This is a genomic window from Streptomyces sp. NPDC058576, from assembly GCF_042718715.1.
Taxonomy (GTDB): Bacteria; Actinomycetota; Actinomycetes; order Streptomycetales; family Streptomycetaceae; genus Streptomyces.
Map to the genome: position 1 here is coordinate 66254 of NZ_JBHXPF010000005.1, position 14741 is coordinate 80994.

At 71.7% G+C, this 14741-nt stretch carries 14 protein-coding genes; 3 read left to right on the forward strand and 11 right to left on the reverse strand.

Features of this window, described 5'->3' with window-relative positions:
- Positions 1-264 precede the first annotated feature (264 nt).
- Together ACFWRV_RS05780 and ACFWRV_RS05785 are read right to left on the reverse strand one after the other, a co-directional pair.
- Positions 265-729, reverse strand: a complete 465-nt coding sequence (locus tag ACFWRV_RS05780) for an ATP-binding protein (protein ID WP_384328736.1) — start codon at positions 727-729, stop codon at positions 265-267.
- A 196-nt stretch (positions 730-925) separates the two neighbouring features.
- Positions 926-1279: an STAS domain-containing protein gene (locus ACFWRV_RS05785; protein ID WP_003967428.1), complete on the reverse strand. Its 354-nt coding sequence runs from the start codon at positions 1277-1279 to the stop codon at positions 926-928.
- 79 nt (positions 1280-1358) lie between these two features.
- On the opposite strand from ACFWRV_RS05785, the gene ACFWRV_RS05790 reads away from it, so the two are divergent.
- Positions 1359-3839: a DEAD/DEAH box helicase gene (locus ACFWRV_RS05790; protein WP_384328739.1), complete on the forward strand. Its 2481-nt coding sequence runs from the start codon at positions 1359-1361 to the stop codon at positions 3837-3839.
- On the opposite strand, the gene ACFWRV_RS05795 is transcribed toward ACFWRV_RS05790, so the two are convergent.
- From ACFWRV_RS05795 to ssd, 7 genes are all read right to left on the reverse strand, one after another.
- Complete coding sequence (locus tag ACFWRV_RS05795; RefSeq protein ID WP_384328742.1) at positions 3819-4283, reverse strand: Rv3654c family TadE-like protein; 465 nt, start codon at positions 4281-4283, stop codon at positions 3819-3821. The two genes, ACFWRV_RS05790 and ACFWRV_RS05795, sit on opposite strands and share 21 nt — an antisense overlap.
- A gap of 128 nt (positions 4284-4411) precedes the next feature.
- A complete protein-coding gene (locus ACFWRV_RS05800; protein WP_384328744.1) occupies positions 4412-4744 on the reverse strand; it encodes a TadE family type IV pilus minor pilin in 333 nt (110 codons plus the stop codon).
- 163 nt (positions 4745-4907) lie between these two features.
- On the reverse strand, positions 4908-5174 hold the full coding sequence (locus tag ACFWRV_RS05805) for a DUF4244 domain-containing protein (protein WP_384328747.1): 267 nt from the start codon (positions 5172-5174) through the stop codon (positions 4908-4910).
- Between the two features lie 112 nt (positions 5175-5286).
- Positions 5287-6090, reverse strand: a complete 804-nt coding sequence (locus tag ACFWRV_RS05810; RefSeq protein ID WP_384329177.1) for a type II secretion system F family protein — start codon at positions 6088-6090, stop codon at positions 5287-5289.
- A gap of 35 nt (positions 6091-6125) precedes the next feature.
- Complete coding sequence (locus ACFWRV_RS05815; protein WP_384328750.1) at positions 6126-7082, reverse strand: type II secretion system F family protein; 957 nt, start codon at positions 7080-7082, stop codon at positions 6126-6128.
- Positions 7043-8191, reverse strand: coding sequence for a TadA family conjugal transfer-associated ATPase (locus tag ACFWRV_RS05820; RefSeq protein ID WP_384328753.1), 1149 nt, complete (start codon positions 8189-8191; stop codon positions 7043-7045). The genes ACFWRV_RS05815 and ACFWRV_RS05820 overlap by 40 nt, the downstream gene beginning before the upstream one ends.
- Positions 8188-9324, reverse strand: coding sequence for a septum site-determining protein Ssd (gene ssd, locus ACFWRV_RS05825; RefSeq protein ID WP_384328756.1), 1137 nt, complete (start codon positions 9322-9324; stop codon positions 8188-8190). Before ssd ends, ACFWRV_RS05820 begins: the two co-directional genes overlap by 4 nt.
- 501 nt (positions 9325-9825) lie before the next feature.
- Between ssd and ACFWRV_RS05830 the strand changes: the two genes are divergently transcribed.
- Positions 9826-10671, forward strand: coding sequence for an HAD family hydrolase (locus ACFWRV_RS05830; RefSeq protein ID WP_384328758.1), 846 nt, complete (start codon positions 9826-9828; stop codon positions 10669-10671).
- A 464-nt stretch (positions 10672-11135) separates the two neighbouring features.
- On the opposite strand, the gene ACFWRV_RS05835 is transcribed toward ACFWRV_RS05830, so the two are convergent.
- Positions 11136-11960, reverse strand: a complete 825-nt coding sequence (locus ACFWRV_RS05835) for an oxidoreductase (protein WP_384328761.1) — start codon at positions 11958-11960, stop codon at positions 11136-11138.
- A gap of 102 nt (positions 11961-12062) precedes the next feature.
- Here ACFWRV_RS05835 and ACFWRV_RS05840 point away from each other — a divergent pair, with 102 nt between their 5' ends.
- Complete coding sequence (locus tag ACFWRV_RS05840) at positions 12063-13058, forward strand: ATP-binding protein (RefSeq protein WP_384328763.1); 996 nt, start codon at positions 12063-12065, stop codon at positions 13056-13058.
- A gap of 149 nt (positions 13059-13207) precedes the next feature.
- On the opposite strand, the gene ACFWRV_RS05845 is transcribed toward ACFWRV_RS05840, so the two are convergent.
- Complete coding sequence (locus ACFWRV_RS05845) at positions 13208-14623, reverse strand: hypothetical protein (RefSeq protein ID WP_384328766.1); 1416 nt, start codon at positions 14621-14623, stop codon at positions 13208-13210.
- Between the last annotated feature and the right edge of the window lie 118 nt (positions 14624-14741).

Here is a 14741-nt window from a genome sequence, read left to right on the forward strand (position 1 = left end):
TGGGCGGGAAGAGAATTGATCGCTCTCCCCCCAACGCCGAAAGATCAGTGGAGTGATTCTCCTCGAATGCAGTAAGGGGACAGACGCATTACCCCGCCGGCCTCAAAGAAAAAGGCCCTGCTCAGCAGGGCCTGGAAAAACGAAACATCACCTCACCAGCGCACCTCGGGACCCACGGGCCTCAGCGCCCCGGGAACGCGGGCATGGGCACAGGTACGAGCACGCGGGGGCACAGCTACGAGGACAGAGGTGCGAGCACGGGTCTCAGGGCCGTACCGCGGCGTCGGCCGTCGGCCAGCTCATGCGGATCACTCCGCCGCCCGCACCGGAGCGGACCTCCACGTCGTCGACGAGACCGCTGATGACCGCGAGGCCCATCTCGTCCTCACCGTCGGCCTCGGGGTCGGGCCGGTCCGGCCCCGCTCCGGAGGCATCGGCGCCGCTACGCGCGTCGGACGCGGCCGGATCCTCGCCGGGGCCGGGAACGCTGTCCCCGACCTCGATGGAGAACGCCTTCTCCTCCTCGGTCAACGCGACGCTGACCGGCGCGGTGATGCCGTGACTGCGGTGCAGCCCGACCGCGCGGCTGCACGCCTCGCCGACGGCGAGCCTCACCTCGTCGAGCACCGCCTCGTCCACGCCGGCCCGGCGCGCCACGGCGGCCGCCACCAGGCGGGCCGTCCTGACATGTTCAGGCTGGGCGCTGAAGCGGAGTTCAACGGTGGCCATGCCATCCCCCTCGAACGTTCGGGCGTACGCCTCAGGGGCCCCGGGCGTGTCGCCCGGCACCCCTGCACTCCTCCGGAAGCCGACAGGGCCGACAGCCGACCCGAAGGTCGACCGCCTGCCCGTCGCGGCCCATGCGCTGCCGCTGTCGGCCTGTTCACTGCCTGCCGGCCAGCCCGAGGGCCGGTCGGCTCCGACCTCAGTCGGTGGCGGCGACAGCCTCGTCGACCGTGGTGTGAATCGGGAACACCTTGGTCAGACCTGTGATCCGGAAGATCTTGAGAATGCGCTCCTGGTTGCAGACCAGGCGCAGCGAGCCCTCATGGGCCCGGACACGCTTCAAGCCGCCCACGAGCACGCCGAGGCCGGTGGAGTCGAGGAAGTCGACGCCTTCCATGTCGACAACCAAGTGGTAGCTGCCGTCATTCACCAACTCGACCAACTGCTCGCGCAGCTTGGGCGCGGTATACACATCAATCTCGCCACCGACCTCGACGACCGTACGGTCGCCACCAGGGCCGGACACATTGCGAGTCGACAGGGACAGGTCCACGGATCCTCCAGCACCTTGCTATCGAGCGGTCGCCCCTCGCTCTCCCCGACGGAGGCCAGGGGACGGATCGCCAGCCGCGATGGCATTCAATCACTTACCAGCAGCCATGCACGACGCCTTGGGACCATTGTCCGTCACGCCAGTGACACACTCGGTGTCGATGGCCAAGAATCACCGTCCCGGACGACCACCCGAGAGTGGGGCCTCGCGCCCCTCTCCCGCCATGATCCTCGACCGGCTCGCCGCAGGGGCGGGCCGGGCCGCGCGCATCACTCATACGGAGCACCTGCCCCCGAGATCGGGAACCCATGCCATCTGGCCGGATCGCGTGCGGCCAGAAGTGATCTCGGCGATCGAAAAAGCCGGGATCGACCATCCGTGGGCGCATCAGGCGGCCGCGGCCGAGCACGCTCTGGACGGCGAATCGGTCGTGATCGCCACCGGCACGGCCTCCGGCAAGTCGCTCGCGTACCTCGCGCCCGTCCTCAGCACCCTGCTGGATGGCTCCGAGGCCCCGAACGGCCGCGGGGCCACCGCCCTCTACCTCGCCCCCACCAAGGCCCTGGCAGCCGACCAACGGCGCTCGGTGAAAGCGCTCGCGGCCCCGCTCGGCAACGCCGTCAGGCCCGCGGTCTACGACGGAGACACCCCGGTCGAGGAACGCGAGTGGGTGCGGCAGTACGCGAACTACGTCCTGACCAATCCCGACATGCTGCACCGCGGAATACTGCCCTCGCACCCCCGCTGGTCCTCGTTCCTGCGCGCCCTGCGGTTCGTCGTGATCGACGAATGCCACACCTACCGGGGCGTCTTCGGCTCCCATGTCGCCCAGGTCCTGCGCCGCCTGCGCCGCCTGTGCGCCCGCTACGGGGCCGATCCGGTCTTCCTGCTGGCCTCGGCCACGGCGGCGGATCCCGCGGTCGCAGCCGGGCGTCTGACGGGTCTGCCGGTCGTCGAGGTGTCCGACGACGCCTCCCCGCGCGGCGAGCTGGTCTTCGCCCTGTGGGAGCCGCCGCTGACCGACCTGCACGGCGAGAAGGGCGCCCCCGTACGCCGTACCGCGACGGCCGAGACCGCCGACCTGCTCACCGACCTGACCCTCCAGGGCGTCCGCTCGGTCGCCTTCGTACGCTCCCGGCGCGGCGCGGAACTCATCTCGGTGATCGCCAAGGAGCGCCTCGCGGAGGTCGACCGATCGCTGCCGAAGCGGGTCGCCGCCTATCGCGGGGGTTACCTCCCCGAGGAGCGCCGGGCCCTGGAACGGGCACTCCACTCCGGCGAACTGCTCGGCCTGGCGGCCACCACCGCCCTGGAACTCGGCATCGACGTCTCCGGCCTCGACTCGGTCGTCATCTGCGGCTACCCGGGCACGCGGGCGTCCCTCTGGCAGCAGGCGGGGCGCGCCGGCCGCTCGGGGCAGGGCGCCCTGGCCGTCCTCGTGGCCCGGGACGACCCGCTGGACACGTACCTGGTGCACCACCCGGAGGCGCTGTTCCGGCAGCCCGTCGAGTCGACGGTGCTGGACCCGGACAACCCCTACGTCCTCGCCCCCCACCTCTGCGCCGCCGCCGCCGAGCTGCCCCTCACCGAACCCGACATCGCGCTCTTCGGCCCCGCCGTGCCCGAGCTGCTCCCGCAACTGGAGGCGGCGAGACTGCTGCGCAGACGGGCGTCGGGCTGGCACTGGACCCGCCGCGAACGGGCCGCCGACCTCGCCGACATCCGGGGCGGGGGCGGCCGTCCGATCCAGATCGTCGAGGAGGGCACCGGCCGCCTGCTGGGCACGGTCGACGCGGCCGCCGCACACACGGCCGTCCACGAGGGGGCCGTCCACCTCCACCAGGGCCGCACCCACCTGGTCCGGAAACTTGACCTGGAGGACTCCGTGGCCCTGGTCGAGCAGGCCGAACCGCCGTACTCGACGGTCGCCCGCGACACCACCGCCATCACCGTCCTGGAGACCGACACCGAGATCCCCTGGGGTCAAGGGCGGCTCTGCTACGGCTCCGTCGAGGTCACCAACCAGGTCGTCTCCTTCCTCCGCCGAAAGCTGATCACCGGGGAAGTCCTGGGCGAGACGAAACTCGACCTGCCGCCCCGCACCCTGCGCACCCGCGCCGTCTGGTGGACGGTCACCGAGGACCAACTCGACGCTGCCCGCATCAATCCGGAGATCCTCGGCGGCGCGCTCCACGCCGCCGAACACGCCTCGATCGGCCTCCTCCCCCTCTTCGCCACCTGCGACCGCTGGGACATCGGCGGCGTATCCGTACCGCTGCACCCGGACACCCTCCTGCCGACGGTCTTCGTGTACGACGGCCACCCGGGCGGCGCCGGATTCGCCGAGCGGGCCTTCCACACCGCCCGGACCTGGCTGACGGCGACCCGGGAGGCCATCGCGTCCTGCGAGTGCGAGGCGGGCTGCCCCTCATGTATCCAGTCCCCCAAGTGCGGCAACGGCAACGAGCCGCTGCACAAACGCGGAGCCGTACGCCTGCTCACCGAACTCCTCAAGGCCGCGCCCCCGGACCCGGTCGAATCAACCACGCCGGAGGACTGATCCGGCCGGCGGTCCGGCGCGGGCCCTGACGGTGGGGAGGTAGGGGCCGAAACCCGAGCGAGCGGTCACATCGGCGATCTCCCCGTGCACCGCGCAGCGAACGACCACGGCGCCCTGTGCCTGGGCTACTCTCCGGGCCGCCCCACACGCGGTGACCGCTCCCTCCAACGCCCGGTCCGCAGCCGCGAGAGCCGCCAGATCCGCGGCCCCGCCCGCCCGGTGACGGGCAGCCACGGCCTGTCCCAGCGCGAGCACCACGGCGAACACGGTGCACAGGCCGGCAGCGGTGACAGCCACCCACACCGTCGCGACACCCCGATCCGCACCTCGGCCCATATCCCGGGCCATGTCCTGGTCCGCGCCACGGCGCACGTCCCGGCCCACGTCCCGATCCGCACCACGGCCCATGCGCCGCCTCACGCCCTCGTCCGCGCCTTCGCCCATGCCATTGCCCGCACCCCGGCCCCGAAGCCGACCCCGACACAGGCCTCGGCCCCAGCGCCGGAACACGTCCCGACGACCAGCGTCCCGACGACACCCGTCCAACCCCTGGCCCCCGGGTCCCCTCGCCCTCACGGCCCGGCACCTCCCACCGTGTCCTCCGCGAGGGCAGCCGCCTCGGCGCTCAACGTCAGGGCCAGCGCGCCCGGCCCCTGGGTCGGCGCCTCCACCCGGACGCTCCAGAGGTCTCCCGCCCGCCCCAACTCGACCCGGGCACCTTGGGGCGCCGCTTCACGCGCGGCGTCCAGCACCGCAGCCTCCGGTTCCGAGCGGGCCGCCGCCCGGGCCCCCGCCCGCGCCGCGTCCACGCACCGGATCTGGTCCGCGGCGGCCATCAACGCCCAGAGCAGCGCCATGGCGAAGGCCACCAGCACCGGGATCACCACCGCCGCCTCCGCCGTCACCGCGCCCCGGTCGCGGCGCCCTCCGCCCCTGGGGACCCGGCCCCGGTGCCGCCCCCGGGGGAGCCCCCCGGAGAGGCACCGGAAGAGGCACCGGAAGAGGCACCGGAAGAGGCGCCGACACGATGCCGTGAACCAGGCCCCCGGAAAGGGCCCCGACCGAATCTCAGAACTTCGCATCGAGCGCGTCCTCGACCAGTGACTGCAGCGCCGACAGCACCGGCCCGCTGTTCACCACCTTGTAGAGCACCGCCGCGAAGGCGCACGCCGCGATCGTTCCCACCGCGTACTCGGAGGTGGTCATCCCCCGATCGGACCGGCCGAGCCGCCCCGCCCACCGTGCGGACCACTTCGCCGGCCGGTCCGGCGCCCCGGTGAACAGCCGGCTCCCACGCAGAGCGTCGACGGCCCGGTCCCAGAACTTCGTTTCCATTTCATCCCCCGATGAGCATCGATGACGAGCGGGCGTCCGAACGGAACACCCGTGAATGACAGCGAAAATGAATGACCGGAAGGTCGTCGCCGGCCGTGAACCGCGCGCGGCGTCACCGGCCCGGACCACCGGTCGCGAGCAGGCCGCCGGCCAGGCCGATGATCACGGGCGCCACCCCGACCGCCAGGAAGGCGGGGAGGAAGCAGAGGCCGACCGGCGCGGTGATCAGCACCCCGGCCCGTTGCGCCCGCGCCACCGCCGCAGCGGCTCGTTCGGCGCGCATCGACTCGGCCAGGCGGGCAACCGGCTCCGCCGCCGGGGCCCCCGTCGCCCCTGCCCGGTGCAGACAGCGGGCCAGCGGGCCTGCGCCCGGTATCTCCCCGAACCGGCCCCACGCCTCGGCCGGTTCGCCGCCGAGGCGGATCTCGGCCGCGGTCCGGGCAAGCCGCTCTCCGACCGGGCCGCCGATCGACTGGCCCACCTCCTCGGCCGCCTGCCGGGGGCCGGCCCCCACCGCGATACAGGCGGCCAGCAGATCCGCGGCCAGCGGAAGCTGCCCGGCGATCACGGAACGCTCCGGATGGCTACCATCGGCACGGCTCCGGGGGCGGGCTCGCTCCCATCGCCATGTCCCGTACGCCGCCGCCGCACCGACGGCGCACCCCGTCACTCCACCGACCAGAATCCATCCGGCCAGCCAGGCCCCGGCCGGAGCCGCCCACTGCCGACTGGCCTCGGCGAGGCCCGACCCACCGCTCGACCGGAACCGTGCGAGCAGCCGGCTCCGCCTGCCGTGCCGGGGAACCGCGACCATCCCCGACAACAGCGCTCCCCGCCCACGAACGGCTCGCTTCCGGCACCTCGCGGCGGCCACGGCTGTCAGCTGCGCCACCAGGCCCAGCACCGCCGCCGACATCCCCAGGCTGTGGAGAACCTCTCCGCGCGCCGCGTTCACGCCGCCTCCCCTCCGCGCACGATCCGGCAGGCCCAGTACAGCCCGACCGCCTCCAAGAACGCGCCCACCGCCAGACAGGCCAGGCCGCCCGGGGTGTGCAGCAGTACGCGCAAGGGCTCGGCGCCGAGGGCCGCTCCCAGCCCCAGCCCCGCGACCGGGAGCAGCGCCAGGACCACGACCGTCGACCACGCGCCCGCCAGCCGGGCACGCAACTCCTCCCGTCTGCGCCGGTCCTCCCGCAGCGCGGCCTCCAGGCGCTCCAGCCCGGTCGCCAGGCCTGCCCCGCCGTCCACGGCCACTCGCCAGCACGCGGCCATCCCGGACAGGCCGCCCAGCCCCGGGCCCTCCGCCGCCTGCCGTAGCGCGGTCGGCACGTCGCCGCCGAACCGCGCCGCCGCCAGCACCGCGGCGTCCGCCTCCCCCAGCCGACTGCCGGAAGCTGCCGTCGCCGAAGGGCCGTCGTCGACGAGGCCTTCGCGCAGCGCGACCAGCAGCGCCTGTCCCGGCTCGCGGCCGGCCCGCAGCTCTCCGACCACGGCTCCGCACAACGCCGCCACCGCGGTCGCGGCTCTCTCCGCCTCCCGTGCTCCGGCCCGCCTCCGCAGCCACCGGCGTACCCACGGGACCGCGGCGGCTCCCACGACCAGCGGCAGGACCGAACCCCCCAGCACCGCAAGCAGCACCGCGACCGGAACGCAGCACCACTCCCGACGCCCCCGGGCCGCCTCCGTCACGCACCCCTGGGCCCTACGCAGACGTGGCCACCGGCCCCACGCCCGACGCGGCTCGGGCGGGGCGTCCACGAACAGCACCCGCGCCCTCCGCACGCCCGGATCCCGGTCCATCGCGAGCCACACCGCCGAACCCGCGCAGAGAGCCACCGCGTGGGCCGCGTACGCCGATGCCGCACCCGTCACAGCGCACCGCCGATCAGCGACCGCAGCCGCTCCCATCCCCGCTCCGGAACAAAGCCGCCGATGCCCCAGCTCAGGGCCGGAACCGTGAAGACGAGGCCCGCAGCGTCCCGCTCCAGGACATGCACCTCGGCGACCCGACGTTGCCCCGCGCGGTCCCGTACGAGATGCACGACCACCGAGAGCGCGGCCGCCAACTGGCTGTGCAACGCGACCCGGTCGAGGCCCGCCGCGGTGCCCAGCGCCTCCAGCCGGGCGGGGACATGCTCGCCGGCGTTGGCGTGGACGGTGCCGCACCCGCCTTCGTGTCCCGTGTTCAAGGCGGCCAACAACTGCGTGACTTCGGCGCCCCGCACCTCGCCGACCACCAGCCGGTCGGGCCGCATGCGCAGCGCCTGCCGCACCAGATCGCGCAAGGTCACCCGGCCCGCGCCCTCCTGATTGGCCGGACGGGACTCCAGGCGGACCACATGAGGGTGGTCCGGCCGCAGTTCGGCGGAGTCCTCGGCGAGCACGATCCGCTCGTTCACGCCTACCGCGCCCAGCAGACTGGCGAGGAGCGTCGTCTTGCCGGCCCCGGTGCCGCCGCTGATCACGTAGGAGATCCGTGCTTCCACGAGGGCCCGCAGGATCCGGTCACCGCCCGGCGGCACCGTACCCGCGTCGACCAACTCAGCGAGCGAGAAGGCCCGCGGCCGCACCACGCGCAGGGACAGGCAGGTCGAGCCGACGGCCACCGGGGGCAGCACGGCGTGCATCCGTGTCCCGTCGGGCAGTCGTGCGTCCACCCAGGGACGTGCGTCGTCCAGCCTCCTGCCGGCCACCGCGGCGAGACGCTGGGCCAGCCTCCGGACCGCCGCCGCGTCCGGAAAGGTGACACCCGTCAGTTGGAGCCCGCCGCCCCGGTCCACCCACACCCGGTCCGGTGCGGAAACCAGCACATCGGTCACCTCGGGATCCGCGAGCAACGGCTCCAGCACGCCCGTGCCGACGAGTTCGCCGCGCAGCTCCGCCGCCGCTCCGAGCACCTCGGCGTCTCCCAACAGCCGCCCCTGGGCCCGTAAAGCGGCAGCCACTCCTGCCGGGGTAGGAGCCGCACCGCTGCGCGCCAGCCGCTGGCGAACGGCGTCGAGCAGTTCGTCCGTCATGCCGTCCCTCCCCCGGGCGGGCCGGTCACGGGGCGCGTGTCGCCGGCCGCCGCCACCTGTTCCCAGAAGGCCGAACAGAACCGGGCCAGCGGACCCCGGGCACTGCCGCCGGGCGGGGTGCCGTCGTCCTGGGAGTCCAGAAGGCCTGACTCCAACGGGAGTTCGCCGACGAGCGGAAGACCGATGGCCCGGGCGACCCACTCCCCGTCCAGCCCTGACGCATACGGGCCCCGGGGCACCACCCGCAGGTCGTCCAACACCATTCCGGCCATGGACGCGACGCGCTTGGCCGCTGCGACTGCGCGCAGTTCTCCCGGCACCACGAGCAGGCCGAGATCCAGTTGGGCCAGGGCTTCGGCGACGCCCTCGTCGACCCGGCGCGGAAGGTCCACGACCACCACTCCACCGAGCCGGCGCGCGGCGGCGAGCACCGCGCGCATCGCCTGCGGCGGGATCACCACCTCGTCGTCGCGCCCCCAGCTCAGCACCCGCAGCCCGTGGAGCGCGGGCAGCGCGTCCTCCAGGGCTCCGCCGCCGAGGCGGCCCTTCGACTGCGCGAAATCCGGCCACCGCATGCCTTCGGCACGTTCGCCGCCGAGCAGGACGTCGATGCCGCCTCCCAGCGGATCGGCGTCGATCAGCATCGTCCGCCGGCCGGACTTCGCCGCACTCACGGCCAGGGCGCAGGCCAGCGTCGATGCGCCGGAGCCGCCCCGGCCGCCCATCACGCCGACGGTGAGCGCGGGCCGTCCCACGCCTTCCGCCGCGTTGGCGATCTGATCGACGAGCCAGCCCTCGGAATCGGGCAGTCGCAGCACATACTCGGCCCCGATCTCCACCGCCCGCCGCCACACATCCGGGTCGTCCTGGTCCCGGCCGACCAGCATCACCCCCTTCCTGCGGACGGCGCCCCTGCATCGCGCGGCGGCGTCATCGCCCACCAGCACCATCGGAGCCCGCTCCCAGCCGCCACGGCGTCCGGGCGGCCCGTGATGAACTTCCGGCTCGGCCCCGGCCGCCGCGCACAGCCGCAGCAGGTCGTCGAGCAGCTCCACGTCCTCCGTCACGATCAGCGGGCCTCCGCGCCACCCGTCGGCAACTGCCGCCTCTTCTCCTGCGAGGGATCCAGCCACGATCTCCGCCCCCTTCTCACTGCCCCTTCAGTGCGGTTCGCGGTGTTCTCGGAGCGTTTCCGAGATGCGCGATTCCGGCACCCGCGGACTTCGCGGTGGAATCAACGTGCAGCACCGCGGAAAAACATGTGGATCTTGACGGAGAACTGTGGACAACCCCGTGGTTGTGAATAACTTCGTCACCCATACCAGCGACTTCCGGAGTGCAGCCCTCTGGCTACACACTGTGACGAGACGAGTCGCACGACGCCCGGCTCGCACGATCAGGCCGATGACGGCCGGATGGGAGGCTCAGGTGGTTTCCGCCCCTAAAACGCGTCCGGACATGCGACGACCCCCGCCGGGGGGGAGAGCGGGGGTCGTCCCCACGGCCGACTCGGGGGGGGGGAGGAGTCGGACCGGGTTAGCACGGTCGCGAACGATCCGTGACTTCCATGGTGTACCCGAGGGCCTTCTCAGGCAAACCCACGCGCCGGAGTTTACGCCGAATGGTGGGCCCCTATGCTCAGCGTTGTGGAAAACTGCTTCTCGCCGCGCACAGCAGCCTTCTTTGACCTGGACAAGACGGTCATTGCGAAGTCTTCGACGCTGACCTTCAGCAAGTCCTTCTACCAAGGCGGGCTGATCAACCGCCGTGCCGTACTGCGCACCGCGTACACCCAGTTCGTGTTCATGGCAGGGGGCGCCGATCACGAGCAGATGGAGAAGATGCGTGCCTACCTCTCCGCCCTCTGCAAAGGCTGGAACGTCCAGCAGGTCAAGGAGATCGTCGCCGAGACCCTGCACGACCTGATCGACCCGATCATCTACGACGAGGCCGCCACCCTCATCGAGGAACACCACACAGCCGGACGCGATGTGGTCATCGTCTCGACCTCGGGCGCCGAAGTCGTCGAACCCATCGGCGAGCTGCTCGGCGCCGACCGCGTCGTCGCCACGCGCATGGTCGTCGGCGACGACGGCTGCTTCACGGGCGAGATCGAGTACTACGCCTACGGACCGACCAAGGCCGAGGCCGTGAAGGCGCTCGCGGTCTCGGAGGGGTACGACCTCTCGCGCTGCTACGCCTACAGCGACTCGGCGACCGACGTCCCGATGCTGGAGTCGGTCGGCCACCCGCACGCGGTCAACCCCGACCGCGCGCTGCGCCGCGAAGCGACCCTTCGCGAGTGGCCGATTCTCGTCTTCAACCGTCCGGTCCGCCTCAAGCAGCGACTGCCCGCCTTCTCGATGCCGCCACGCCCCGCCCTCGTGGCGGCCGCCGCGGTGGGCGCGGCAGCCGTCACCGCGGGGCTGGTCTGGTACGCCAGTCGTCGACGTACCGCAGGCGCCGCCCTGCCCGGGTGAGGTGGAGCGGGGCGGCTCCGAGCGGGACCGCGCGGAGCGGGACGGCGTGAAGCGCTTCGCCGGGGCGACTCTCGCCCGATTCGCCCTTGATTGAACATAAAAGTAAAGAAGCGGGGCCAGGGGTTTCCGTTCCCCTGGTCCTGGAGTACAAAGGACATAACGGCCCGCGAGACCAAGGACATCCGCGAGGATGACCTGTTACGCAGGACGGCCCCACGGACCGCGCACGAAAGTCGAGCACCCACGCGACGTCGACCCGTCGAATACGGGCCAGCCGCACCAGGTGACGGGCAAAGCACCCGACCTGATGGGCAATTTACGAGGACGCTTGGTAACTGGGCGGACGTGCCAGCGGCGGTACCGCACATCGGTACCGCCGCAACCCTCGTACCGGGCCGCCATCGCGTCAGGCCCCCGGAAGCCGCCCCCGGCCGACCCCCTCCGACGCCTCGCGCTTCGGACCTTCAGGCCGCGCCACGCTGAAGCGCCTCGCACACCGCGGTCGACTCGCGCACACCCAGCTCGATCGAGCGCCCGCAGTGGATGATCCAGGCGGCCATGCCCTCCGGGGTTCCGGCCGTGTAGCCCTCGAACGCCGCGACATAGGCCGCCCGGCCCTGTTCCGCGTGCCCCACCTCGGCCGGGCAGATCGACTTCGGATCCAGCCCACTGCCGATCAGCACGATGCGCTCGGCCGTCCGGGCCACCAGACCGTTGTGCGAGCCGAACGGGCGCAGCGCCAGCAGCTCGCCGTGCACCACGGCAGCAGTGACCAGGGCGGGGGCACTGCCGCCCGCGATGATCAGCCGCGAGAGCCCTTCGAGCCGCCCGGCAACCTCCTCGGCCCCGGGGAGCGGCGCCTCGATCAGTGGCTCGTCGACGCGTTCACCCGCCAGCCGAGGACGCCCCACCGCGTCGTCGGGAGTCGCCCCGCCGGCCGCAACCAGATGCAGCCGAGCCAGCACCCGCAGCGGCGACTGCCGCCAGATGGAAAGGAGTTGTCCCGCTTCCGCCGTGAGTCGCAGCGCCGCACCGACCACGCGCGCCTCGTCCTCACCGCTGAAGTCGGTACGCCGACGCACCTCTTCGAGGTTCCAGTCGGCGCCGGCCAGCGCGGCCGAGCCACGAGAACCCCGCAGTGCGGCTTCGGCCGTGACCTCGTTGCTGCGGCGTCGCATGACGCGATGACCGTAGACCCGGTCGACGGCCTTGCGCACGGAGTCCACGGCATCGGGCACACCGGGCAGGGAACCGAGCGCGGCGAGCGGGTCTGAGGCAGTCGTACTCATAAGTAGCGAGGCTACGCGCCCACCACACCCGAGCCACCCTCAAGTGGCCTTCTTCACGAACGATGACGACGCTGAGCAAGTGAAGCACTACCCTAGGTGAACATGAAGATCGCTTTCGTCGGGAAGGGCGGCAGCGGAAAGACCACGCTGTCCTCGCTCTTCATCCGCCACCTCGCCGCCAACGAAGCCCACGTCATCGCCGTGGACGCCGATATCAACCAGCACCTGGGCGCCGCCCTGGGACTGAACGACGCGGAGGCCTCCGCGCTGCCCGCCATGGGCGCTCACCTCCCCCTCATCAAGGACTATCTGCGGGGCGCCAACCCCCGTATCGCCTCCGCCGAGACGATGATCAAGACGACTCCGCCCGGCGAGGGCTCCCGGCTGCTGCGGGTCCGCGAGGACAACCCGATCTTCGAGGCCTGCGCGCGTACGGTTCGGCTCGACGACGGGGACATCCGGCTGATGGCGACGGGCCCTTTCACGGAGTCCGATCTCGGGGTCGCCTGCTACCACTCCAAGGTCGGCGCCGTGGAGCTCTGCCTCAACCACCTGGTCGACGGCCCCGACGAGTACGTCGTGGTCGACATGACGGCGGGCTCGGACTCGTTCGCGTCGGGCCTGTTCACTCGCTTCGACATGACGTTCCTCGTCGCGGAGCCGACCCGCAAGGGGGTGTCGGTCTACCGCCAGTACAAGGAGTACGCACGTGACTTCGGCGTCGCCCTGAAGGTCGTCGGGAACAAGGTGCAGGGCCCGGACGACCTGGAGTTCCTGCGCGCGGAGGTCGGCGACGACCTGCTGATCGGGGTCGGCCACTCCGACTGGGTACGGTCGATGGAGAAGGGCCGGCCATCCAGGTTCGAGCTGCTGGAAGCCGACAACCGGATGGCCCTGCAGACGCTGCAGGACACCGCCGAGGACTCGTACGGGCTGCGCGACTGGGAGCGCTACACGCGCCAGATGGTGCACTTCCACCTGAAGAACGCCGAGAGCTGGGGCAACGAGAAGACCGGCGCCGACCTGGCCGCCCAGGTCGACCCGGCCTTCGTGCTCGACGAACGACACGCCGGAGCGGGCGTCGCAGCACCCGCCTGACGACATCACCCGAGCGGCCGTTCCCCGGCCGCCTTCGCCAACCGCCGTTCGCCGGCCACCCATCCGGTGGCCGGCGAACGATGCGGTGCGATGGCTGCGTGCGATGCGGTGCGGTCAGTCCGCGTTGCGGTCGGTCGTCTCGTCGGAGTTCAGCCGGTCGCCCCGGCCGGAGCCGAACCGGCTTCACCCTTGCGCGTACCCTCGTCGGCACGCTTCGCCACGGGCTTGTCCGCGCCTTCGTCGACGGGCTCGTCGGCTCGCTTGTCGGCGGGCTTGTCGGCGGGCTTGTCGGCGGGCTTGTCGGCGGGCTGGGCGGCATCCGGCTGGGTGCCGAGGTACGAGGACCAGCCCGTCTTGGGCGCCTCGCCGACGCCGAGCGTGGTGAGCTTGGCCAACGTCTGCGGGTCCTGCGCGTCCAGCCAGTCGACGAGCTGACGGAAGGACACGCAGCGCACGCCTTCCTTGGTGCACACCTTCGCGATGGTCTCCTCGATGGCGCGCATGTAGGTGCCACCGTTCCAGGACTCGAAGTGGTTGCCGATGATCAGGGGCGCCCGGTTGCCGCTGTACGAGCGGTCGAAGGCCTGCAGCAGCCCGTCCCGCATCTGGTTCCCCCAGTACTCGTGCTGGGAGGGGTCTCCCTGGGTGGCCGTGCCGGACTGGTTGACCATGAAGTTGTAGTCCATCGAGAGGGTCTCGAAGGCGCGGCCCGGCATCGGAACGAGCTGGAGCGGGATGTCCCAGACCCCGCCCTTCCGCTGGGGCCAGACCTGGTTGCCGACGCCGCTGGAGTCGTAGCGGAAGCCCATGGTCCGGGAGGCGGCGACCATGTTCTTCTGGCCTTCGAGGCAGGGGGTGCGGGCGCCGATCAGTTCCTTGTCGTAGTCGAAGGGGAGCGGGGCCTCGCCCTTCAGCTCCGGCGTGTTGGTCTTCCAGCCCTTGACGAAAGCTTTCGCCTGGCTGATCTCGCTCTTCCACTCATCGACGGACCAGGTCCCGACGCCACCGTCCTTGCCGCAGAAGTGGCCGTTGAAGTGGGTGCCGATCTCGTTGCCCTCCATCCAGGCGGCACGAACCTCGGCGAGGGTGTTGCGGATGCCCTCCGTGTCGTTGAAGCCGATGTCGGAACGGCCCGGAGCGTGTTGGGGCGGGCTGTAGAGGTCCTTCTTCTCCTCCGGCAGCAGGTACACACCGCTCAGGAAGTACGTCATCTTGGCGTTGTACTTCTTGGCCACGCCACGGAAGTGCGAGAAGAGCTTCTGGCTGTCCTCGCCGGCGCCGTCCCAGGAGAACACCACGAACTGGGGCGGCTTCTCGCCGGGCGCCAGGCGTTCGACGGCGGGCACGTTCGGCTGGACGCCGGTGAAGGCGGTGGACCCGTCCCCGATGAGCTTGACCGCGTTCTTCGGGGCAGCGGCCGGGGGGTTCTCCTTGGCGCCGTGGGCGCCCTTCTCCGCACCCCCGGAGGCCGACCCTCCGGATCCGGCTCCGGAGCAGCCCGCGAGAACGGCGGCCAGGGCCGTGGACACGATGCCCACGGCGATCCTCTTCGTGGCGGCCATCATCCGCCCACCCTCTTCCTTGCAGGTTATTTGCGTCGAAGTGCCGACACGGCGCGGCCAAATTCGCACGCGATCCCGCACAGAAAGAGCGACATACCGAATGAAAAGCTGCTTATTAACC

Bases quoted from the DNA above. Each gene is read 5' to 3' on its own strand.
- ACFWRV_RS05780 (WP_384328736.1), bottom strand. From the start codon at position 729: ATGGCCACCGTTGAACTCCGCTTCAGCGCCCAGCCTGAACATGTCAGG.
- ACFWRV_RS05790 (WP_384328739.1), top strand. From the start codon at position 1,359: ATGGCATTCAATCACTTACCAGCAGCCATGCACGACGCCTTGGGACCA.
- ACFWRV_RS05795 (WP_384328742.1), bottom strand. From the start codon at position 4,283: ATGGGCGAAGGCGCGGACGAGGGCGTGAGGCGGCGCATGGGCCGTGGT.
- ACFWRV_RS05805 (WP_384328747.1), bottom strand. From the start codon at position 5,174: ATGGAAACGAAGTTCTGGGACCGGGCCGTCGACGCTCTGCGTGGGAGC.
- ACFWRV_RS05810 (WP_384329177.1), bottom strand. From the start codon at position 6,090: ATGTCGGCGGCGGTGCTGGGCCTGGTGGCGCAGCTGACAGCCGTGGCC.
- ACFWRV_RS05815 (WP_384328750.1), bottom strand. From the start codon at position 7,082: ATGGGAGCGGCTGCGGTCGCTGATCGGCGGTGCGCTGTGACGGGTGCG.
- ACFWRV_RS05820 (WP_384328753.1), bottom strand. From the start codon at position 8,191: ATGACGGACGAACTGCTCGACGCCGTTCGCCAGCGGCTGGCGCGCAGC.
- ACFWRV_RS05830 (WP_384328758.1), top strand. From the start codon at position 9,826: ATGCTCAGCGTTGTGGAAAACTGCTTCTCGCCGCGCACAGCAGCCTTC.
- ACFWRV_RS05835 (WP_384328761.1), bottom strand. From the start codon at position 11,960: ATGAGTACGACTGCCTCAGACCCGCTCGCCGCGCTCGGTTCCCTGCCC.
- ACFWRV_RS05840 (WP_384328763.1), top strand. From the start codon at position 12,063: ATGAAGATCGCTTTCGTCGGGAAGGGCGGCAGCGGAAAGACCACGCTG.
- ACFWRV_RS05845 (WP_384328766.1), bottom strand. From the start codon at position 14,623: ATGATGGCCGCCACGAAGAGGATCGCCGTGGGCATCGTGTCCACGGCC.